This is a genomic window from Acinetobacter sp. ANC_7512 (assembly GCF_056779935.1).
The window spans coordinates 105,591-128,140 of the sequence record NZ_JBWYIX010000002.1 but is presented as its reverse complement, the minus strand read 5'-3'; the positions used below and the strand labels follow the sequence as shown (position 1 = coordinate 128,140).

24 protein-coding genes are annotated in these 22,550 nt (G+C 38.2%); 14 read left to right on the top strand and 10 right to left on the bottom strand.

The window, feature by feature from the left end:
• Positions 1-18 precede the first annotated feature (18 nt).
• From arsH to AC1M9H_RS03195, 3 genes are read right to left on the bottom strand one after another with little or no spacing between them, the layout of a single operon-like run.
• Positions 19-723: an arsenical resistance protein ArsH gene (arsH, locus tag AC1M9H_RS03205; protein WP_481586963.1), complete on the bottom strand. Its 705-nt coding sequence runs from the start codon at positions 721-723 to the stop codon at positions 19-21.
• Between the two features lie 5 nt (positions 724-728).
• Positions 729-1,769, bottom strand: coding sequence for an ACR3 family arsenite efflux transporter (gene arsB / locus AC1M9H_RS03200; RefSeq protein WP_481590156.1), 1,041 nt, complete (start codon positions 1,767-1,769; stop codon positions 729-731).
• Positions 1,770-1,773: 4 nt separating this feature from the next.
• Complete coding sequence (locus AC1M9H_RS03195; protein WP_481586962.1) at positions 1,774-2,088, bottom strand: ArsR/SmtB family transcription factor; 315 nt, start codon at positions 2,086-2,088, stop codon at positions 1,774-1,776.
• An 82-nt stretch (positions 2,089-2,170) separates the two neighbouring features.
• Here AC1M9H_RS03195 and arsC point away from each other — a divergent pair, with 82 nt between their 5' ends.
• The 3 genes from arsC to AC1M9H_RS03180 all read left to right on the top strand — a co-directional run bounded on the left by arsC (position 2,171) and on the right by AC1M9H_RS03180 (position 4,200).
• Complete coding sequence (gene arsC, locus AC1M9H_RS03190; RefSeq protein ID WP_481612745.1) at positions 2,171-2,599, top strand: arsenate reductase (glutaredoxin); 429 nt, start codon at positions 2,171-2,173, stop codon at positions 2,597-2,599.
• Positions 2,600-3,144: 545 nt separating this feature from the next.
• Entirely contained in the window at positions 3,145-3,741 is a 597-nt protein-coding gene (locus AC1M9H_RS03185; RefSeq protein WP_481612744.1) for a DJ-1/PfpI family protein, read from the top strand.
• Positions 3,742-3,801: 60 nt separating this feature from the next.
• Positions 3,802-4,200 (top strand): Imm63 family immunity protein, encoded by a 399-nt coding sequence (locus AC1M9H_RS03180; protein ID WP_481607200.1) that lies wholly within the window; start codon positions 3,802-3,804, stop codon positions 4,198-4,200.
• Positions 4,201-4,277: 77 nt separating this feature from the next.
• Here AC1M9H_RS03180 and AC1M9H_RS03175 read toward each other — a convergent pair whose 3' ends face one another.
• From AC1M9H_RS03175 to AC1M9H_RS03155, 5 genes are all read right to left on the bottom strand, one after another.
• A complete protein-coding gene (locus AC1M9H_RS03175) occupies positions 4,278-4,721 on the bottom strand; it encodes a selenium binding protein (protein ID WP_481607201.1) in 444 nt (147 codons plus the stop codon).
• A 295-nt stretch (positions 4,722-5,016) separates the two neighbouring features.
• Positions 5,017-5,640 (bottom strand): LysE family translocator, encoded by a 624-nt coding sequence (locus tag AC1M9H_RS03170; protein ID WP_481595735.1) that lies wholly within the window; start codon positions 5,638-5,640, stop codon positions 5,017-5,019.
• Between the two features lie 146 nt (positions 5,641-5,786).
• Complete coding sequence (locus AC1M9H_RS03165; RefSeq protein WP_092766521.1) at positions 5,787-6,398, bottom strand: NAD(P)-dependent oxidoreductase; 612 nt, start codon at positions 6,396-6,398, stop codon at positions 5,787-5,789.
• Positions 6,399-6,648: 250 nt separating this feature from the next.
• On the bottom strand, positions 6,649-7,587 hold the full coding sequence (locus tag AC1M9H_RS03160) for a hypothetical protein (protein WP_481612743.1): 939 nt from the start codon (positions 7,585-7,587) through the stop codon (positions 6,649-6,651).
• A 64-nt stretch (positions 7,588-7,651) separates the two neighbouring features.
• Positions 7,652-8,209 (bottom strand): hypothetical protein, encoded by a 558-nt coding sequence (locus AC1M9H_RS03155; protein WP_481588798.1) that lies wholly within the window; start codon positions 8,207-8,209, stop codon positions 7,652-7,654.
• A 218-nt stretch (positions 8,210-8,427) separates the two neighbouring features.
• Here AC1M9H_RS03155 and AC1M9H_RS03150 point away from each other — a divergent pair, with 218 nt between their 5' ends.
• The 3 genes from AC1M9H_RS03150 to gshB all read left to right on the top strand — a co-directional run bounded on the left by AC1M9H_RS03150 (position 8,428) and on the right by gshB (position 11,222).
• A complete protein-coding gene (locus tag AC1M9H_RS03150; RefSeq protein ID WP_481612742.1) occupies positions 8,428-9,261 on the top strand; it encodes a 2OG-Fe dioxygenase family protein in 834 nt (277 codons plus the stop codon).
• Complete coding sequence (locus tag AC1M9H_RS03145) at positions 9,258-10,151, top strand: LysO family transporter (RefSeq protein ID WP_035270265.1); 894 nt, start codon at positions 9,258-9,260, stop codon at positions 10,149-10,151. The genes AC1M9H_RS03150 and AC1M9H_RS03145 overlap by 4 nt, the downstream gene beginning before the upstream one ends.
• A 132-nt stretch (positions 10,152-10,283) precedes the next feature.
• On the top strand, positions 10,284-11,222 hold the full coding sequence (gshB, locus tag AC1M9H_RS03140) for a glutathione synthase (protein WP_481612741.1): 939 nt from the start codon (positions 10,284-10,286) through the stop codon (positions 11,220-11,222).
• 19 nt (positions 11,223-11,241) lie between these two features.
• Here the strand turns inward: gshB and AC1M9H_RS03135 are convergent, their stop codons facing one another.
• A complete protein-coding gene (locus AC1M9H_RS03135) occupies positions 11,242-12,459 on the bottom strand; it encodes an MFS transporter (protein ID WP_481612740.1) in 1,218 nt (405 codons plus the stop codon).
• 393 nt (positions 12,460-12,852) lie between these two features.
• Between AC1M9H_RS03135 and murG the strand changes: the two genes are divergently transcribed.
• The 7 genes from murG (at position 12,853) to lpxC (ending at position 20,949) form a co-directional block, all read left to right on the top strand.
• Positions 12,853-13,950: an undecaprenyldiphospho-muramoylpentapeptide beta-N-acetylglucosaminyltransferase gene (murG, locus tag AC1M9H_RS03130; RefSeq protein ID WP_481612739.1), complete on the top strand. Its 1,098-nt coding sequence runs from the start codon at positions 12,853-12,855 to the stop codon at positions 13,948-13,950.
• Between the two features lie 15 nt (positions 13,951-13,965).
• The gene (murC, locus tag AC1M9H_RS03125) at positions 13,966-15,414 is read left to right on the top strand and encodes a UDP-N-acetylmuramate--L-alanine ligase (protein WP_481608661.1); all 1,449 of its coding nucleotides are present in this window, start codon (positions 13,966-13,968) and stop codon (positions 15,412-15,414) included.
• A 55-nt stretch (positions 15,415-15,469) separates the two neighbouring features.
• A complete protein-coding gene (locus AC1M9H_RS03120) occupies positions 15,470-16,399 on the top strand; it encodes a D-alanine--D-alanine ligase (protein ID WP_481591844.1) in 930 nt (309 codons plus the stop codon).
• 3 nt (positions 16,400-16,402) lie between these two features.
• A complete protein-coding gene (locus tag AC1M9H_RS03115; RefSeq protein ID WP_035265833.1) occupies positions 16,403-17,257 on the top strand; it encodes a cell division protein FtsQ/DivIB in 855 nt (284 codons plus the stop codon).
• Positions 17,258-17,318: 61 nt separating this feature from the next.
• The gene (ftsA, locus tag AC1M9H_RS03110) at positions 17,319-18,581 is read left to right on the top strand and encodes a cell division protein FtsA (RefSeq protein ID WP_035265831.1); all 1,263 of its coding nucleotides are present in this window, start codon (positions 17,319-17,321) and stop codon (positions 18,579-18,581) included.
• 163 nt (positions 18,582-18,744) lie between these two features.
• Positions 18,745-19,923, top strand: coding sequence for a cell division protein FtsZ (gene ftsZ, locus AC1M9H_RS03105; protein WP_035265829.1), 1,179 nt, complete (start codon positions 18,745-18,747; stop codon positions 19,921-19,923).
• Positions 19,924-20,046: 123 nt separating this feature from the next.
• Positions 20,047-20,949, top strand: coding sequence for a UDP-3-O-acyl-N-acetylglucosamine deacetylase (gene lpxC, locus AC1M9H_RS03100; RefSeq protein WP_481612738.1), 903 nt, complete (start codon positions 20,047-20,049; stop codon positions 20,947-20,949).
• A gap of 97 nt (positions 20,950-21,046) precedes the next feature.
• On the opposite strand, the gene AC1M9H_RS03095 is transcribed toward lpxC, so the two are convergent.
• Complete coding sequence (locus AC1M9H_RS03095) at positions 21,047-21,490, bottom strand: DciA family protein (RefSeq protein ID WP_035265826.1); 444 nt, start codon at positions 21,488-21,490, stop codon at positions 21,047-21,049.
• 107 nt (positions 21,491-21,597) lie between these two features.
• On the opposite strand from AC1M9H_RS03095, the gene AC1M9H_RS03090 reads away from it, so the two are divergent.
• On the top strand, positions 21,598-22,305 hold the full coding sequence (locus tag AC1M9H_RS03090) for a M23 family metallopeptidase (RefSeq protein WP_481612737.1): 708 nt from the start codon (positions 21,598-21,600) through the stop codon (positions 22,303-22,305).
• Positions 22,306-22,550 lie beyond the last annotated feature (245 nt).

Sequence of the window (22,550 nt, the reverse complement as noted above, 5' to 3'; positions counted from 1 at the left end):
AAGTTAATTTTAGGAAATCTAGATACTCTTTTGATTCACACGCTTTGAAAGCTCTTCTGCACTTTCTACACGTTCAGAGTAACGGTCAGTGAGATATGAGGACTGTCCCCTGGTTAAAAGCGTAAATTTATAAAGTTCTTCCATCACATCGACAATCCTCATGTAATAAGAAGAAGGCTTCATACGACCATCCTCTTCAAACTCTAGAAATGCTTTAGGGACTGAGGACTGATTTGGTATCGTGATCATACGCATCCAACGCCCTAAAATACGTAATTGATTTACAGCATTAAAGGATTGCGAACCTCCACAAACTTGCATTACAGCTAAGGTTTTACCTTGCGTTGCACGGATTGCACCCGCTGCTAATGGAATCCAATCAATTTGAGCTTTCAATATCGAACTCATTGAGCCATGACGCTCAGGAGAGCACCACACCATGCCTTCTGACCATGCTAAGAGTTCATGGAGTTCCTTAACCTTTGGATGTTGCATATCACCATCTTCAGGGAGGGGTAGCCCTTTTGGATGGAAGATTTTCACTTCCGCACCAAAATATTCAAGGATTCGACCAGCTTCCTGAACAGCTAAACGGCTATATGATCTATCACGATTTGAGCCATACAAAAGCAGTATTCTTGGTGGATGTTTAAGGTTCTTTGCCTGAACTTTTTCTAAAGTCGGTTTTTCTAAAAGACTAGGATCAATATTCGGTAGGTTCATTCGACTCATGCCTCTTTAAACACTTTTTTTCTCAGCCATAGCGAAACTGTCACTAAGGCAATCAATACAGGCACTTCAACAAGCGGACCAATCACGGTTGTGAAAGCCACAGGTGAAGCTAATCCAAAAGTGGCAATCGCTACAGCCAGTGCTAATTCAAAATTGTTGCCTGCCGCAGTAAAGGAAATAGCAGTTGTTTTAGGATAATCGTTACCCATCCACTTACTCATAAAGAAGCTGATGAAGAACATCGCAACAAAGTAAATTGTCAAAGGAATAGCGATCCTAAGTACATCTAGAGGAAGGCTAACCACTTCACCACCTTTAAGACTGAACATGGCTACAATCGTGAATAAAAGGGCAATAAGGCTGATTGGGCTAATCTTTGGGATAAATTTATCCTGATACCAAGCCAAACCATTCTTTTTAACCAAAATCAGTCGGGTTAAAAACCCAAGTAAGAACGGAATACCTAGATAAATAAGAACAGCATGGGTAATTGTCCAAAAGCTCACATTAATGATTTGTGCTTCTACCCCAAAGAATGGTGGTAAGAAGGTTAAGAATAACCAAGCATAAGTACTAAAGAATAAGATCTGGAAGATACTGTTAAACGCGACTAAGGCAGCGACATATTGATTATCCCCACATGCCAGATCGTTCCAGACGAGGACCATCGCAATACATCGGGCTAAGCCTATGAGAATTAGGCCAGTCATGTATTCAGGATAGGCATGTAAAAAAATGATTGCCAAACCAAACATTAAGCAAGGTGCTATTAGCCAGTTTTGAACGAGAGATAATGTAAGGGTTCGCTTGTCCTCAAAGACTTTAGGCAAAGTCGCATAGTCTACTTTGGCAAGTGGTGGATACATCATCAAAATAAGCCCTATTGCGATAGGGATATTCACTGAATTAATGCTTAATTGATCGAGTACCACAGATGCTTGAGGAAAAAATACACCAATACCTACTCCTAATGCCATGGCAATGAAAATCCATAGCGTTAGATTTCGATCTAAGAATGAGAGCTTTGATCCGGACATTGAATTACTCGCATTGCATAGAGATAGATAAGTTGCTTGCAGGTTTATTCAGTATTTCATCATTTAAGACATTGAGCACTGCATTTACCCATTCTGGTAAATCAGGATTTAATCGGTAATACACCCATTGTCCCTTGCGCTCATCTAGCAAAATTGAGAGGTTACGGAGTAAAGCCAAGTGACGAGAAATTTTGGGTTGGCTCAGTTGTAAGATCTCTGTGATTTCACAAACACATACATTTTGTCTTGCTAAAATAATTTTTAAAATATCTAGACGTGTCGGGTCAGATAGGCATTTAAAGAAATCTGCTTGATCCATCATCTACACTCCAATATATGCTATTGCGAATATACGCATATCCATATATAAATGCAATATTATTAAGTTCTGAGTTAATCCAATGTCATCGAAAGTTAAGATCTATCACAACCCAGCTTGCGGAACATCAAGAAATACACTAGCTCTCATTCGAAATACAGGAGAAGAACCTGAAATTATTGAATACCTTCTTACCCCTCCGAGCAAGAGAGAACTGATTAATTTAATTGAAAAATCAGGTCTTTCTGTACATGAAGCTATTCGTAAAAATGTAGAACCTTTTGAAACTCATAAATTAGATGAACAACATTGGACAAATGAACAACTTATTAATTTTATGGTTGAGTATCCAATTTTAATTAACCGTCCATTTGTAGTGACTGAATTAGGTGTAAAACTATGTAGACCATCTGAACTCGTTTTAGATATTTTGTCTGCGCCTCAATTAGGAGCTTTTATCAAAGAGGATGGTGAAATAATCATCGATAAAAATGGTAAGCGGATTAAATAAATCCCCCCATTTAACATAATAGAGCTTATGCGAAATGCAATCATAATAATCATTCAAAATCAATAACTTAAAAATATTTACCGACCCCGAAAAACAGCAAAAAGCCGACTTTGAAACATGTCGGTTTCTTTTTGAGCAATTTTGATACTTCTTGCCAATAAAATTGTTCAAAAAGTGATCAGAAACCGCAATTCCCTATAAGATATATGCCTTTTAAGATCAAATTCATCCCCAATTTCTGCGGACAACTTTTGGGATAAGTTTTAATCAATTTTGTACGCCTTGGCTCACATTCATTCAAGTATTTTGCGTCTATACCAATCCCCCTCAATTTTCTATGATGAACACATAGAGAGCAGGATGCTCCAGATAACAATAAGAAATCGTAGCAATGGAATATGCAGGTACGACAGGAGTTATACCAACGCATCAAATACGTAAAAAAGCCTAACAGGATGTTGGGCTTTTTTTATGTCTGAAAAAATAAGATATGCTAATTTTAACTATGAAGTAGCCGTATCACAGACCTTAAAAGGCTTAATTAAATGCATATAACTATTTTAACTTTTGATCAATTTAACGAACTCGATTCATTCATTGCTTTAGGAATTTTAAATCGAATTAAAAAGCCTGATTGGAAAGTCAGTATAGCTAGTGATAATAAATATATTCGTTCCATGAATGGAGTCTTAATAGAGTCACATTGTTCTTTAGAAGAAGCCAATGAAGCGGATGTAGTCCTTATTGGAAGTGGAATGAAGACACGAGAAATTGCAGTAGATCAAGACATAATGAGCCTACTAAATCTAGATCCAAATCGGCAACTAATAGGTGCTCAATGTTCTGGAACATTAATTCTTTCAAAACTAGGGTTGCTCAATAATATTCCAGCATGTACCGATGTCACTACAAAACCCTGGGTAATAGAGTCTGGTACATCAGTTCTAAATCAGCCATTTTTCGCTAAAGACAATATTGCTACAGCAGGTGGGTGTTTATCTTCTGTCTATCTAGCTAGTTGGGTAATTGCTCGACTAGAGGGAGTTGATGCTGCTAAGCAAGCTATAGATTACGTAGCTCCTGTAGGAGAAAAAGAATATTACGTTCGTAAAGCTATGAGCAATATTGACCCTTACCTTTAATTTCGCATAAGAGTTTTTATGTTAAATAGATATTAAGAACATTTGGAGAATCAAAGAATAATGCTTACATTTTTAGAAATTCAACGTAAGGTTGATCAAATTTGTGAAAAAATTGGGCTGGGAAAAAAAAGAGTTTGGCCCGCAGTTCAGAATGATGGAGCTCCATATGTATTAATCCATGAAAATAAATATTGGTATATTTCTGAAGAAAGAGGAGAAGTTTTTTTTGAAAAAACAACTAAGGATTTTGAAGAGTTGCTTTATTGGATAATGGATAATTTTATATCTAGCTATTCGTTTGAGTTTGAACTTAAGAATAGAACTAGAGGACAAGATTTCCGTCGACTCGCTTTTTCAAAACAAATTGAACTTTTTGGTTTAATCAGTGATCAATGGAAAGTAAAAAAAGAAAATGAGATAAAAAAAGTATTAGAAACAGCTCCTTTTAGAGATATTTGATTTATAAATATTTATTTTCAAGAGAATTAAAATATCTATGGAATTTCGCATAACAGCCATTATGTTAAATAGAGCAACTAGAAGCCTCTAAATTGATGCAATTTAGTTGCAAGTTCTTCATTCATCTTTATGAATTCTATTAAATATTCTTCAGTAAGTATCTCTTGTGTTCCATCTTTATGCTTAGTTGCTAGCATTTGATTATCTGGATCATCAGTAGTACCTGCTGGAGCTGTAATTTGAAAGCTATGTACTATTCGATTTCTTCTATCAACAATAGTACTAAAAAGTTTTGCAATAGTATCGTCAGAATTGGCAGTGATCGTCTGTTCAATATCATCATTAAGCCGACCTGATACTTTGTCTATAAGTTTATGCCATTCATATTGACCAGTCTGATCTACTCTTAAGATGTTTTCGATCACAAAGCTATTATTTGAATTAAATACGCAAATAGCCGTTCCTATAAGTTCTCTATATTTTTTTGATGGCAAAGCTTGACGTGTGTAATTCTCATACATGTTATTAATTCCTAAATTTAATTTTTTAAAGATTTTCTAAAATTAACATAATACACCTTATGCGAAATTCTTATCTGCATCACACAAATTACATTTTTACGTTATGCCCAACTTTTCATTCAGTTCTTGTTACCTCATCACTCAAGGACGATTTTGCCACGGTGGGGTATATCAAATGTATAACCTGATCGCAGGCAAGAATCATCTAATCAATGATTTTTATCTTCTGAATAAAAGACGATCATGGCGGGTTGCATCATTAGAAACCCCGGGAATAAATTGTAGTTTAAATAAGTTAAAGAGACTCATAAAAGAGCGCTGTGCTGAATATCCCATACCCAGCGATGGTCATGAGGATCGCGCCACACAAGGCTAAGATTTTTGAATAAATACGTTGTTGAGAAATAGCGTTAAACCCTAAATAGACTAAAGATAGTACGACAAAATCCAAAATGATCCATGTGATGATTAACAGCGTCAAACTTAAATCTATATTTGGCGTAATTTGAATAAACTGCGGAAAAAAAGCAGTGAAGAAAATAATATCTTTAGGATTGGAAATACCAACTAAAAAACCTTTGGAAAAACCACTATCGATCGGCTTGATCTTTGAAGAGGCAGTTTGATTGTGCTGAAAAGTTTCTCTAAGAATTTCAAAACCTAAATAGCCAATGTAAAGACATCCTAGGACTTTGATGACATTGAAAATATGCTCATTAAAATGCAGAACACCCTTAAGTGCAAGAATTGAAAGGGTAATTAAACATAGTGAGGCAACATTAGTACCTAAAATAGTCTGTAATGCTTTTCGATAACCGCCTTTTGCACCTGCACTGGCCACCAAAATCATAACAGGGCCTGGAGTGGCAATCATAATAATGACGGTGAAAATATATAAAAAATACTCAAGATAGTTCATGAAAATACTAATTTTTAAATTTTATTTATATAAATATTACAACCTCTTTAGATTTCATACATCTCATTTATTTAAAATATTTCATAGAGTGAAATAAATAATAAAAAAGGAAGCTTAAGCTTCCTTTTTTATTATATTATTGAATATTAATAACCTACGCTAAAGCGCTCTTGAATATGGTTATTATTTTCAAGCTCATCACTGAGCGCTACTGCGAAATCTTCTGCAGAGATTTTACTGCCTTCTTCACCAACGATAAGTTCATCTTTACCAGAGCGATATTCACCAGTTCGCTTACCAGGACCGAATTCCGCTGCAGGAGCAATAAAGGTCCAGTCAATGTCGTCCACTTGTTTTAACTTGTCAAAGAACTGAATGCCTGCTTCCGCCTCAGCTTTATATGCATCAGGGAAGTCTTCTGTATCGATTACACGCACATTTTGATTTGGTACAGTTAAACCGCCAGCGCCACCAACAACAATATAACGTTTAACTTTTGATTCACGAATAGCATTAAGAAGTGAATTGATATCAAGACCTTGGAAACGTACTGCACTAATTACAGCATCTTGACCTTTCAGCTCATTTACAAGTGCTTCTTGATCATTTAAATCTAAATCTACAGTTAACACACGCTCTGTATCTGAAACTTTGCTTGTATTACGCGCAATCGCTTTGACGTAGTGTCCACGTGAAACAAGCTCTTCAAGAATACGAGAACCTGCCATGCCTGTTGCACCAATTAAAACTATTTTCATAATGCCCTCATTAAATTTATAACTATGATTATTGGAGTGCTAAATATTTAGTCATCACGATTAAAAAAATGAAATCATGAATGATTAAAATGTAATATTAATTTAGCTTAAAATAAAAAAGATTAATGTATTAAATCTATGTTGATTTATAGTTAAAATAGGAGTGAGAAGTTATTTAATTATTTTAAATGTAAATTTTATGTAATTATAAGCTTGAAAAATATTCATATAAAACCAGTCTAACTTTTATTTATTGTTGAAGTTGGTTTAAAGAAAATCGCCATATATCATTTTTATATCCATAGCTTTCATCTTTCGAGCTTGGTGGATGCTGTAAGATAAAATTATGTAGTTGCTTTTTTTGATCATTATTCAGAACTTCAACAATAGCTGGTTGGTCGACAATTTGATTATTTAAATTCGCAATAATGTCTTCAATCATCTTCGGATTTTTATGCGCAAGTTGTTCTAAAGTTGTGTTATTTCCCTGACCATTTAGCAGATATTGAGAAAGAAATTGTGCTTCGTTTGGTGAGATAGAATTTTGTTGAAGAAGTTCTTGTACAAGATTGTGCTGAGTTTGGACAGATGCGGTATGCGGTAGGCTAGAAATAAGAACTTGTTTAACCTTTGGATCTAAATTTGGATCCTGAAAACGTTGCTCTAAAGCGTGACTAATTTTCTGTCGAATCAAATCATTTTCAGGTAGGGATTTTTTGAGTTCATGTTCTCGATCAGTCAGCAACATCGCATTATTCAGTGCGCCTATCGCTAAGCTTTGAATTTTAGGATTTTGATGTGTGAGAAATGGCAAAATTTGTTCAGTTGCTTCTAAAGGATTGAGAGAAGTAAGTTGAGTCAGGATTTCTTCTATTGCATTTTCATCATGCTGGTTTTGTTCAAGGAGCTGAATTAAATCATGTATTTTTTCTTCTCGATTCGCAGTAGATTGATCCAGTTGAAGTAACTTTTTTGCCCATACGGGTAGGTTGCTAGTGTTGAGTTCCATATCTGCACTATTTTCAGACAAGCTAGTCGCACGATCTTCATTGCTTTTTAGCCTTGAAGTATTATTGTTTTGATTTGATATACTTTGAGTCGTATCTGCTGTCGATTTCAAATACATCCATAAAATTACTGCACAGATCACGAAGATCAAAATAACCAAAAAAATATTTTTCTTATTCATAATATTAAGCTGTCGTTGCCTTCAACATCAGAGATGTGAAGGCAATATAATGGGAATGATTTATTTACACTCGTGTAATTGTGAGTAAGCTACTGTTGAAAGTTCCACGCGGTGTGCTTCCTCCTAGATTACCATTACCTGTCTGAGTGTAGAGCCATTTCGTAAAGCTGTCACATCGGAACGTTCCCTTTTGCCATGTATATTTGCTACAAGCACCGTTGGAGTTATATTGTGAACAGACTTGCACAGCTGGGTTCGGTGTTGCTGAATACAGCGTGTAAGCGACATGAGGTCGTTGCTGATTTGAAATCGCAGTGATTTGATTAGCAGCAGATGAGTAAGGAGATTTATATCCAAAACTTGTTTTGGCCTTTGCTCCCCAATATTTTGTAGTTTTAAATCCACTTAAGCTGACATATTCAATCACATCTACATATGCCGTTTTGTTCATGACTTGAACAATATTGTTTGAACTTACATATACACCTGTATGCCCTAATGCACCAACAATTGGAACGTTGAGGTCTCGACCGAGTACATCACCGACTCGTGTAGGATTGCCTGCTGCTAAAGTAACTGAACTGATAGTGAGTAAACATAGTGTAGAAATTATTTTAATCATGGACTTGTACCTATTGTTGGAATATTAAGTCCTGTTAGTTTTATTCAACGATGTTAACGTTTGATGTAATTCGTATTTGAAGTTGTAACAATAATTTTGTAATTTTTCTTAATAATTTAATTTGAAATAGTAATATTATTTTGTGAGTAAACCTTAATAAAAACGTAATAATTTTAGCGTAACTATGATATTTATTTAGTTATTCTTAAGGATTAATTGTGCTTGATCAATTAGACGCTAATACTGAATCGTATAGCAATTTGACTGCTATAAAAAATCAAGAAATTGATTTGAAGAATACCTTCAAATCAAAAGGGTATCTACATTATAAATCTATAGAGGTGGATCATTTTTCTAAACTATTACTAGCTAAAGAGTTTGAAAAACTTGAAAAAGATCCTTTTGCACCTACACATACTCAAAGGTTTAGAAGATACGGAAATGCCTTAATTTTACCTTGGGAAAAAGATCTTAAGCCTATTTGGTTGCCGACAGTGCGTGATAATATAGGGCAGGAGTTATCTGGATATGATCAGGGAGGGAACAATCCCGAGCATCAGTCGATTCGTTATTTTAACGCGTTGAGCCAAGAAGCTAAATCTACTCAATATCTTAATGATTTGATTGTAGATGATTATCAACTTACTTTTGGTTTGGAAAATGCCTATCTGCCAATTTACGTGGGTGTCCATTTTGTCAAACTGCGTTCAACTCATGCCGATCAGCTAGGAATTAGTTCGCCTAATTGTTTTCATCAGGATGGTGAGCCATTCACATTTGCTCATTTGTTTTATAGGAGCAATAACATTGAAGGAGGTGAAAACTTTATTGCATCACCTCAGGAAAGAAATAAGCGTTTAGATGAGGTAAATAATTATAATATTTATCAAAAATTTACGTTGAGACAAGCTTCTGAAAGTTTTGCTGTACACGATCCAGCAGTTTCACATTATGTATCACCTATTAGAAAAATAGATCAAGGCACAAATGCTGAGGCTGGTGAGCGCTGGATGATTTTGATTGATTTCTCTCTTACAAAGCAAAAAATATGATTCAAAATTTAATAATTTCGCTTTTACCTATTCTCATTTCTCTTATATTGGGTTGGGGCATAGGTAAAGCTGCAAACGTTCAAGTTCGCAATATATTGGTTGGTCAAATTACGTTTTTGGTGTGGTTGCTCCTCATCTCTATAGGCTTTCAATTTGGCAGTGTCTTGTTTGATAAAGATCTTGGTTCAAAAATATTAATTGAAGCTTTTATTTATTCTACAGTGTTAAGTGTGATTACCTTTGGACTTTTATTTAATCGTAGCCACTTTAAGGCTGAGCACCAAAAATCATTCAAGGATATGCTCAAACCTATTACCGAATGCTTGATTGCGATTGGAATGGTGTTGATCGGGATGGGGCTATATTGGCTATTACCCAAGACTTTATCAGGGGAAATGTTAAGCGCGATACTATTGTATGTGTTGATTTTTTTAATCGGAGTGGATTTGTCTACGATTAAAATTCAAGCCCTCACTATGAATCATATTAAAGTGCCATTTTTTTCAATCATTGCACTATTTATTGCGGCTTATTTGACGAGTCATATCATGACTCAATCTTTTGTCGAACTCGTTGTGATGGGGAGTGGATTTGGTTGGTTCTCTCTTTCTGGTCCTTTAGTTGCTAAAGTTTTAGGACCTGAGCAGGGAACTTTTGCTTTGATCACAGATCTTGTACGAGAGTTTTATGCGATTGCATTGTTGTATTTATTAGGTCAGCGTTATCCAAAGCCAATCATTGGTGTATGTGGTGCCACGGCGATGGACTCGACTTTACCCTTTGTAAAAAACAATTGTTCACCATTAGATGTACAAATTGCAATTCTCAGTGGATTTTTCCTGACGCTCATTGCGCCGTTTTTTATTATTTTTTTTAGTAGTTTGATATGAATCCAAATTCTAGTGCTCAGCAGAAATAGGAAAGAGCTTCTCTGAATTTATACAATTGATCCTTTGATAGATCAGTAGATCGTTCACTAAACTTCGTTATAATCGCTTCATTGATAAAATAGAGAACAGATCATGCGCGTACTTGTGGTGATGGATCCCATCGAAAATGTAAACCTCAAAAAAGATTCGACCATGGCAATGCTTTGGGCTGCTGCACGTCGCGGTCATGAGTTAGGGTATGCACTTCAGGAAGATTTATATATCGACCAAGGCAAAGCTTTTGGTTTGATCTCACCACTTAAAGTGTTTGAGGATTATAATCATTACTATGAACTTGGTGAAAAACAGAAAGAATCTTTAGCCGCATACGATGTTGTACTCATGCGTAAAGATCCACCTTTTGATATGAACTTTGTTTATACAACTTATATTCTGGAACAAGCGGAACGTGAAGGTTCCTGGATTATCAATAAACCTCAAAGTTTGCGAGACTGTAACGAAAAGCTGTTCGCTACACAATTTCCAGAACTGCAGGTTCCGACTTTGGTAACTTCACAGCAAAGTTTAATCCAAGAGTTTATTGCTGAACATCAAGATGTGATTGTAAAACCGCTAGATGGGATGGGCGGTATGGGGATTTTCCGTTTAACTGCTGCAGGGGCAAATATCGGTTCAACTTTGGAAATGTTGACTCAAATGGGGCAGCAACCGATTATGGCGCAACGTTATATTCCTGAAATTGTGGATGGGGATAAACGTATTCTGATGGTCAATGGTGAGCCAATTCCATATTGTTTAGCGCGTATCCCACAAAATGGTGAAACGCGAGGTAACCTTGCTGCTGGTGGGCGTGGTGAAGCACGTCCGTTGACTGAAAATGATAAGGCGATTGCTGCTAAAGTTGGACCATTCTTGCGTGAGAAGGGGCTAGTATTTGTGGGCCTTGATGTCATTGGAAACTATGTAACAGAAATTAATGTGACTAGTCCAACATGTATACGTGAAATAGACGCACAATTTGGTACTTCTATCGCAGATACATTATTTGATGTTTTAGAAGCTGGACGTTAGTTGATCTGCAAAAAAGAGCCTAAATAGGCTCTTTTTTTTGCGTATATATTTTAAATAAATAATAGCTGGTCAATAGTCCTAGGGTGGAAAGACTTACGGTAACCCATGCGGCATTGGACCACTGGTGAGAAGACGAAACGAGAGCTGCTGTTGCTGGGGGAACAAGGAACTGCGCACATGCAGAAATTTGCAGCACTAAGCCCATACTGGATGCTGCTGCATTGACCTGTGGCGCGTATCTAAGCGTATTGGCAAAGACGGTCGTCGGAATAATGCCACCGATAAAAGAAAACAAAATAGCGCACAAATATTGCAACTCAAAAATCAACCAATTGGGTTGTGAAAATACAACCCAGCTACATAAAATTAGACTTAAAAAACTAAATTGAAGTAATTTAAAAGGAGCTATGCCTTTTTGAAGTAATACGCCTGCGCCAAAGGTTCCACCTAAGTTAGATAACACAACCATTGACACCAAAATTCCTGCAAGCTTTAAATCCATATTGAATGAGACATAAAGACTGGGTAAAAAACCTGTGAGTGTGATCCATTGACTGGTATAGCAAGCAAAGATAACGGCTAGACAGAGAATGGGTGGATTGGTCACGGTGGCTTTAACAATAGATAAAAAAGAGTTGGAGGTTGATGTGTTCAGTGGTGCTGTTGTTACAGTGGTTTGTTTATCGTCATAACGTAAAAAATGGTAAATCATCAAGGCAACTAGCCAACACAAGGCACCAAATAATGCCCAAATGTGTTGCCAACTGAGCCATTCGAGTAATACAGGAATGGTCAAAATAGCAAGACTAACCCCAACTCCCATATAAGAACTCCATAACCCCATTTTAAAATTCATGGTTTCAGGTGTGCTCAGTCGTTTTAAAATTGCGGGAGCGCAAAGACTAATGGTGAGAAATCCAATGCCTTCCATAAATCGAAAAAAATAAAGGCTAATACTATGATCAATCCATAAGCCTGCAAAACTACTCATCCCCAATAGAATGAGTGCAAAAATAAGACATTTTTTGAGTCCTATTTTCTCAGATACAGCACCAATACACAGGGCAAATAGCATTCCAGCACCTTGAACCAGTGATAAGGATAGGCCTGCTTGGGTGAAACTTAGATTTAAATCTTTTTGAAGAATTGGAATAACAGCAGAAAGTTTACCGACATGAATTGCAGCAAGGTAGCCTGCCAAAATAATCCAAATGTCATAAGATGATATTTTTGACATTTGCGTTTAAAAATCCTTTTATTCGCGAGCTGAATCTCAATGAGATATAGCAATATCATAAATAGAACTATTGCCTCATACCATTTAGACATAAGTTTATATCCAACATGGTGGTAGCGCAGATACGAAGGAACAATAGAGCCAATACTGTGGTGGTTTTTAATGTGCACATTAATCATTATTTTGGTGCGTTATAAACTAGATCGAATGGTAAAATACATAAAAAAGGCACAACTCATAATAAATCTAGTTTAAACTCTGGAATCATATGAAAAAAACAATTAAAGGGTCCGTGAAAAAAAGTAAATAAACTTTCATGGATATACGATTGTGATTACAATTGATGCCTTATATAAAATTTTCTGTTAGCTCTTAGATTTGAAGAATTAGACCGTGACACAAGCTCAGCATAAACAACCTAAACATGTCATGATGATGGCTGCAGGTACAGGTGGACATGTATTTCCTGCCCTAGCAGTTGCTCAGGAATTACAACAGCAAGGTGTCGAAGTGTCATGGTTGGCAACGCCTTCAGGTATGGAAAACCGCTTGCTTAAAAATCACCAAATTCCAATTTATCAAATTGATATTCAGGGTGTGCGTGGCAATGGAATCGTCCGTAAGCTGCAAGCCCCTTTTAAAATTTTAAAAGCAACGCTTAGCGCAATGCGCTATATGAAACGATTAAACGTAGATGCAGTCGCTGGTTTTGGCGGTTATGTTGCAGGTCCTGGTGGTTTGGCTGCGCGTATTCTTGGTATTCCTGTCATCATTCATGAGCAAAATGCAGTAGCGGGTTTCACCAATACCCAATTGGCTCGTGTTGCTAAAACGGTCTGTCAGGCATTCCCGAAAACATTTCCAGAAAATCATAAAATCGTGACTACAGGTAATCCCGTACGTAAGGAAATTTCTGCGATATTGAGTCCTGCTTGGCGATATCAAGAGCGAGAAAAAGCCAATCAACCTATTCGTATTTTAATTGTAGGCGGCTCCTTGGGCGCACAAGCATTGAATGAGCGCGTACCCGAAGCACTGAAACAATTAGATGTTCCTTTAAGTGTTTATCATCAGTGTGGTCAAAATCATGCTGATAGCACGCGGGCACGTTATGCCGATGCTCCTGATCATTTACAGGTAGAAGTTCAACCGTTTATTGAAAATATGGCGGAAGCCTATGCCAATGCCGATCTTGTAATCTGTCGTGCTGGTGCACTGACGGTCACTGAGATTGCTACTGCGGGTGTTGCAGCCGTATTTGTACCTTTGCCAAGTGCAGTAGATGACCACCAAACCGCGAATGCCAAATTCCTAGCAGATATTAATGCTGCAAAAATTTGTCCACAAGCGACACTCACTCCTGATTCATTAAAAGCAGTTTTATTGCCACTCATGAACCGTACATTGTTGATGGAAATGGCTGTTAAAGCACGTCAACAAGCTCAACCAGATGCAACTCAGCGTGTGGTTGGTTTAATTCAAGATTTGTAAGTTTTAGAGAAAATTATGTCTTCAACGAACCCAGCTGATAAAGCAAAAAACCTGATTAAGATTCCTGAAATGCGCCGTATCAAACATATTCATTTTGTGGGTATTGGTGGTGCAGGAATGTGCGGGATTGCGGAAGTCTTAAAAAACCAAGGCTATAAAGTTTCAGGGTCGGATATTAAAGCCTCTAAAACCACTGCACAGCTTGAAGAAAATGGCATTAAAGTTCATATCGGACACGCTGCTGATAATATTGACGGTGCGAATGTATTGGTTGTATCGACTGCGATTGACCAAGAAAACCCAGAAATTAAAGCAGCGATTGAAACACGCATCCCTGTAGTGCGTCGTGCGGAGATGTTGGGCGAGTTGATGCGTTACCGTCATGGTATTGCAGTTGCAGGTACACATGGTAAAACCACTACGACAAGTTTGGTGACCTGTATGCTTGCTGAGGAAAACATGGATCCGACATATGTGATTGGTGGTTTGCTTAATCGCTCTGGAGTAAATGCTGCTTTAGGTGCGAGTCGTTATATTGTAGCTGAAGCAGATGAATCTGATGCTTCATTCCTATATTTAGAACCAATGGCCGCTATTGTCACCAACATTGATGCTGATCATATGGACACTTATGGTGGTAGCTTCGATGTTTTGAAAGATACTTTTGTACAATTCTTGCAGAAGCTTCCATTCTACGGTTTAGCCGTAGTGTGTGGCGATGATCAAAATATTCGTGAAATTATGCCACGTATTGGTCGACCTGTTTTAACTTATGGGTTTAACGAAGATAACGATATTCGTGCTGTAGATGTGATACAAGAAGGGATGCAATCACATTTTACTGTGCTTCGTAAAAACAAAGAGCCACTCAAGTTAACCATTAATATGCCTGGTTTGCATAACATCCTTAATGCGTTAGCTGCGATTGGTGTGGCAACTGATGAAGGTGTATCTGATGCTGCAATCGCTCGTGCTTTAGAAAGTTTTAGTGGTGTAGGGCGTCGTTTCCAAATTCAAGGTGAATTTGAGTTAGGTGATGGAACGGTCAAACTGGTTGATGATTATGGTCACCATCCAAAAGAAGTTGAAGCAACGATTAAAGCTGCGCGTGCAAGTCATCCTGATCGTAGACTTGTGATGATGTTCCAACCTCACCGTTTTAGCCGTACACGTGATTGTTTTGATGATTTCGTTGATGTCTTGTCACAAGTCGATCAATTACTGCTATTAGAAGTATATTCTGCAGGTGAAAAGCCGATTGTTGGTGCAGATAGTCGCTCACTGGCAAGAAGTATCCGATTACGTGGTGATGTTGAACCAATCTTGATTGATCCAGTAGAAGGGAATTTGCCAAATGTGATACAAAAAGTGTTACAAGCAAATGACTTGTTATTGACTCAAGGTGCGGGTAACGTTGGAGCAATTTCAATTGAGCTTGCTCAGAACCAGCTCTATTTAAAATAATCGTCGTTTGATGATTTGGCTAAATTGAAAATTTTATAAGTTTAAGGAACTAAACGTGTCAAATGCTTCTAAATTCGGCAAAGTTGCTGTATTGCTTGGTGGTAAATCTGCAGAGCGTGAGGTGTCATTAGATAGTGGTAAGGCTGTACTTGAAGCATTGGTACGTTCAGGGGTGAATGCAGAGGGTTTTGACCCTCAAGAACGCAGTGTGACTGAATTGGTAAATTACGATCGTGCATTTATTGTGTTACATGGTCGTGGTGGAGAAGATGGTCAAATCCAAGGCGCATTAGAGTGGTTAAATATTCCATATACTGGAACTGGTGTGCAGGGGTCGGCTATTGGAATGGATAAAGTAAAGACCAAGCAAATTTGGCAAGGTTCTGAACTTCCTACAGCACCATACCGCATTGTTTCTAAAGATACTGATGCACAAGCACTCGTTGCAGAGCTTGGATTACCACTGATTATCAAACCCGTGCACGAAGGCTCGAGTGTAGGCATGAGTAAGGTTGAGAAAGCAGAGGATTTAGCTGAAGCAATTAAAAAAGCCACTCAACATGATGCCGTGGTCATGGCTGAGAAGTGGATTACAGGTCGTGAATTCACGATTTCATTTTTAAATGGACAACCATTACCAGTCATCCGTTTACAACCTCCAGCCGATGTAGCCTTTTATGACTATGAAGCTAAATACCAACGCAATGATGTTGAATATGGTATCCCTTGTGGTTTGAGTGAAGCTGAAGAAAGAAGTTTACAAGCGCTTTGCTTACGAGCGTTTCAAGCTGTTGGGGCAAGTGGTTGGGGTAGAATTGATGCTATGCAGGACGAGCAAGGTCAATTTTGGTTGCTAGAAGTGAATACTGTTCCAGGCATGACCAGTCATTCATTGGTACCAAAAGCAGCTCAAGCAGTAGGTTATAGTTTTGAAGATTTGTGTTTGGCTATTTTAGAGCAAACCTTAGCGAAAGAATCACACTAAGTTATGGCTCAACTACCTCCATCGATGCGTCGCAAACGTGCGGCGATTACATCGATTCATGACAAACCACCGACTCGCAAAGAGAAAATGATTAATGCGGGTGGTTGGGTCATGCTTATTTTTGCATGTTGTGTACTTTTGGTCGGCATTTATGGCTTATATAGCGTCATGACCAGTGCAAAGGTAGCATCTTTGGATGTGGTTGGTCTGCAAGCCGAGCCTGAAATTAGTCAAGTGAAACAGCAGTTAATGCCTACCATTACAGGCAATTATTTTACTGCTGATCTTGAGCAAATTCGTGATAAGGCATTAGAGATTTCTTGGGTAGATCGAGTGGTCATTTCTAGAGCTTGGCCAGACGGTATTAAGGTTCGTGTTATTCCGAAACATCCGATTGCGCGTTGGGGAACAGGACGTCTGTTAAGTGATCAGGGTGTGGTGTATACAGAGGCATATTCTAGAAATCACGCAAATTTACCACTTATGCATGGTCCGTCAGATCAGTCAAAAGTCATGATGAGACGTTATCATGAAATTAATCAACTGTTTAGTCCAGTGAATCTGCGTTTGAAAGAGCTATATTTAACAGATCGTCGGACATGGTTTATGCAGTTCGATTCGGGTTTACGTATTATTGTGGATCAGGATCAGACCATGAGCAAACTGCAACGATTGAGTCACTTATCTCAAGCAGATCTGAAAGTGGTTTGGCCAAGAGTTTCTGCGATTGACTTACGTTACCGTAATGGCTTGGCGATTCAATGGAAAAATGCGACACCACCAAAGATTATAAATGGTCAGTTTGTTGTAACCATTAATGACATTAACATTGCAGATTCAAGAGTTGCAAAGCCATAATACGTGGCTTTAAAAATAGGCATAAGCCAGATATAAACAATGAAGAAAATGGTAGTGAATCATGAATGAGGCTGTTCCCTCAGTTGTTGCGATAGACATTGGGACACATAAAGTTTCAGTTCTAATTGGTAAAGTGCATGCGCCGGATAATATCCAGGTCATCGGTATGGCGACTGCGCGAAATAAAGGCATGAACAAAGGAAAAATTGTTAGCCTTGAGAAGGTGATCTCTGCGATTAAGAATGCGGTACAAGAAGCAGAAGATATGGCGGAGTGTCGTGTGCATTCGGCATGGGTATCGATCCCGAGTACAGAACTGCAAAGTGCTTATGCGACAGGCCGGACACCGATTTCTAATCCAGAACGCACCATTACGACTTCAGAAGTGGTTAAAGCTTTAGAAATGGCAAAAGCTAGTCATTTAACTTCTGATCATTATCTTGCAAGTGCAGTCCCATTGGGTTTTGAGTTGGATGATTCACCTGAGTGGGTGCATAATCCAATTAACCTTTCAGCAAATAGCATGACGGCGCATTATCAACTCATGATGCTACCAATCAGCACCATGCAAAATTTAGATCGTGCAATGAAAGGCGCCAATATTTTTGTCGAAAAGATGGTGATTTCATGTTTAGCAACGGCTGAAGGTGCATTGCTGAAAGATGAAAAAGAGTATGGGGTATGCTTATTGGATATTGGGGCTGGTACAACCAATATTGCAGTTTATATTGAAGGTCATTTAGTGCTAGCACACACCATTCAACGTGGTGGTGAAAATGTAACGCGTGATATCGCTGCAGTATTGCAAACGACGACCGAAGAAGCTGAACGACTCAAATTGCTTTACGGTTGTGTTGATTTACAGCAAGTCAAACCTGAACATATGATCGAGTTTGAAGCGATCGATGGTCCTCAGGCGATCAGTCGGATTGAGCTATCAGAGATTATTATTGCACGTTACGAAGAAATTCTTTCTATGGTGCGTGATGAGTTACAACAACGTGGTGCGCTACAAAGTTTATACCACGGGGTAGTTTTAAGTGGTGATGCATGTCAGATTGAGGGTATGATCACATTATCACGTCGTATGTTGGGTGTTTCTGCTCATTTAGGCAACCCTCCGCTACAAGTATATGCGGATGATCAACATTTACCTGCATTAAGACGTTCAATGTATTCTACCGCAACGGGACTGCTGTTATTTAGTCAAAGCGATTTACAAGAATCGGTTGAGCAACCTGAAGAAGTGAATAAGCGTCCATTATTAGAGCGCATAGCGAATGGTTGGAATGCGTTTAATAACAAATTGAAAGGTATTTTTTAAGTTTAGTTTTTAAGGGAGTATTGTTTGCAACTTGTAAGAGCAACTTCATGTGCTTGACAAGAATGTGATTGCAACGCATCCTAAAAACAAATTTTTATTATTGAAGATCAAGGCAGTATACGGGCTTAAGTGACTGCCAAATTTATTAGGAAAAGTTAAGGTCATGGCTTCATTTGAATTTTTAGAAGATGAACAAACCGATAATAACGGTCAAGCCCGTTTTACTGTGTTTGGTGTTGGTGGCGGTGGTGGTAATGCCGTACAACACATGGTGCAATCTGATATCAAAGGCGTGAAATTTGTTTGTGCAAATACAGATAAACAAGCTTTGGATCGTATGAATGCGCCATTCAAAATCCAATTGGGCCAACAAAGTACGCGTGGACTAGGTGCAGGAGCAAATCCTGATGTCGGTCAAATTGCAGCAGAAGAAAGTCGCGAATTAATCCGTCAGCATCTGGAAGGTGCAGATATGGTATTTGTTACTGCCGGCATGGGTGGTGGTACTGGTACTGGTGCAGCACCAGTCGTGGCTGAAATAGCACAAGAAATGGGTATTTTGACGGTTGGTGTTGTCACCACTCCATTTAACTTCGAGGGTCGTCGTCGTCAACGTTCTGCTGAAAAAGGGATCGAAGAACTTGAAAAGCATGTTGACTCATTGATTATCATTCCAAACCAACGCCTACTTAGCGTTTATGGTGATATCTCGATGCAAGATGCTTATCGCAAAGCGGATGATGTCTTGCTTAACGCGGTACGAAGTATCTTTGATCTAGTTGTGCGTCCTGGTCATATCAACCTTGACTTCGCCGATTTAAAAACAGCGATGAGCACACGCGGTTATGCGATGATGGGTGAAGGTAAGAGTAGCGGTCCAGATCGTGCTGAAGATGCAGCGCGTCTTGCGATTCGCAGTCCGTTGCTTGACAACGTAAATATTATGAACGCGAAGGGTGTTTTAATTAATATCACTGGCGGTAATGATGTTACCTTACGTGAAACTGAAATTATCACAGATGTTGTCAATCAAATTGTTGATCTGGATGAAGGTGAAGTCTTCTTTGGTACTGTATTTGATCCAGATGCGCGTGATGAAATCCGTGTTACTGTGATTGCGACAGGTTTAACTCGTAATGCGAATGAAACGGAAGTGAAGCGCCGTGCGCCAGTGAGTGTAAACCCATCAGTTGGTGGACAAGCTGCTGCTTTGGATGAAGATGATGTTCCAGCAATCAGTAAACGTCAGAATCAAGAGAGTGTAGCCCCAGAGCCTTCTGCAGCGCCTCGATCTGCACCAATGAGCATTCAAGATTATCTTAAAAATCAACAGCGTAAATAACATGTAACATAATGTGTTTACGATGATCAAACAGAAAAGGTGGCGCTTATGCCACCTTTTTGATTTTTATCAATGGCTAAATGTGCTAACGTATACTAGATTTTAGATGAATATTGAAGAAACATGTTGAAGCAACGCACCCTGAAACGAGTCGTGAAAGCGAGTGGTATCGGATTACACAGTGGGCAAAAAGTAATGATTAACTTTGTACCACATGTCGCTGATGGGGGTATTGTTTTTCGCCGTATTGATTTAAATCCGCCCGTAGATATCCCTGCTAATGCGATGCTGATTCAAGAAGCATTTATGTGTTCAAATTTGGTACAAGAAAATGCCAAAGTTGGGACTATCGAACATATTATGAGTGCGATTGCAGGTCTTGGTATTGATAATCTGATTATTGAAGTATCAGCTTCAGAAGTTCCAATTATGGATGGAAGCGCCGGTCCATTTATCTATTTACTCATGCAAGGTGAGTTGATGGAGCAAGAAGCGCCTAAAAAATTTATAAAAATATTAAAGCCTGTAGAAGCATTAATTGACGATAAGCGCGCTATTTTTAATCCGCATGATGGTTTTCAACTTAATTTTACGATTGATTTCGATCACCCAGCCTTTGCCAAAGAATATCAGTCTGCCAGTATTGATTTCTCAACGGAAACATTTGTTTATGAAGTCAGTGAGGCACGTACTTTCGGCTTTATGAAAGATTTGGATTATCTTAAGGCGAATAATTTAGCTTTGGGTGCTAGTTTAGAGAATGCAATTGGTGTTGATGATTCAGGTGTCGTGAACGAAGAAGGCTTACGATTTGCTGATGAATTTGTACGTCATAAAATATTGGATGCGGTGGGTGATCTTTATTTACTCGGACATCAAATTATTGCGAAGTTTGATGGTTACAAATCTGGACATGCACTCAATAATCAACTGCTTCGCAATGTTCAGAGTGATCCATCTAATTATGAAATTGTAACATTTGATGACGAAAAGTCTTGTCCAATTCAATATGTAAGTGTGATCTAAGTCATTGTCTTCAGGTTAAATGTTATAGTGTAACATTGTTAAGTGTGACTTAATTCGCTTTTAAAGTAGTGAATGACGTTTAAATCAAATGGTCCAGTTACTTTTTATTGCTTGCCAAACGTATCATAGCTTGGCTAAGCTTAGGATCGTTCACAAAACTAGCAGCGTTGAGTAACATTTCTTGCGTTGTCGGACATAAAGAAGTTTTGGAATTTTCAGTTTGTGTTTGGGGAATTTCTTTTTTTGCTCGAAGACGAACTTGGATTTTTTGTAAATCTTTGAGTTCAGGGATTTGTGATAACTGAGAAATATACTGTTTTTGAAGGTAACCGAGTTGACTAATCATGGCTTGATTTTCACCGGTGATGGTCAAAATACCGTATTGATAACAGACAACTTGCCATTGCTCATTTTTGGGCAATAGCGGTTGAATTAATTTTGTAAGTCTCTGCCAGTCAGCAACTTGCTTTGTGAGAAACGATAAGTTTCCTGTTTTTATGTGTTGTCTTGTTTGTTGAAACATATTTTTTGGTTCTGACATACATTGTTCCTACATTGTTTTGTCTTAATCTTAAACGCTTGTTTCTTTCGATATCAAGGAAGAGATCACACAAGAGACTTGAGTAAGAACAGTTTAATGAGGTTTATATGTATACGCGACGTATTTTATTAGCGTTTTCTTTAGCAGCTTCAGCAGCTTCGGTTGCATTTGCAGATTTAGTTCAATTAGATGCCACACAAGCCTCCAATCCTGATCGATTGGAAGAGTTAACAAGAACACTATCACAAGGTTCTTATAGTCATCCTGATGACATGGACATTCCAGCGACAGCACAAGTCGATGTGACAGTTCGAGCGAAGGAGGATCCAATCGAATTAAATAATGCGCTGCTTAATAGTAAATACCCTGCTCAAAAAACTACAACGACAAGTTCAAATCGTTACTCTTCAAATAATGCATATTCATGGTTAGTGACACACCCGCTTCCAACTGGTCGTGTCAGTTCAAATTATGGCGGCCGAACAATGGGCGGTCGTGCTGAAAACCATTCAGGCTTAGATCTTGCTGCACCAACAGGCACTCCAATTTATGCAACTGGTCCAGGTATAGTGACCAAATCAGGTTGGGGTACAGGTTATGGTCAATATGTTGAAATCAACCACGGTAATGGGTATATCACACGATATGCACATGCTTCACGCTTGATTGCTAAAGTAGGTGATAAAGTCACTGCTGGTGAGCATATTGCCAATGTGGGTTGTACTGGACGTTGTACTGGTCCTCACTTACATTATGAAGTGGTCAAAGATGGTCAGCGTAAAAACCCTTCAACTTACCTAGCGATGTTGCCTTAATTAATTATCAAACCTCATTAATACACATCCATTGTTAAGTCGTTTGAATAAATCGCCAAGCAAAGTCTTGGCGATTTTCGTTTTTGCTGTCAGGTCACTTGATTAAATTTAAGATTAGAATAAAGCTTTGTATAAAAAAACAGCAATATTGGCGTTTTAGTGTTAATTTGTGTAATAAATGGTCAAGTACTATTTATTATTGAAATATTAGTCTAATGTCGTATTCATTTATAGCCATAACTGCG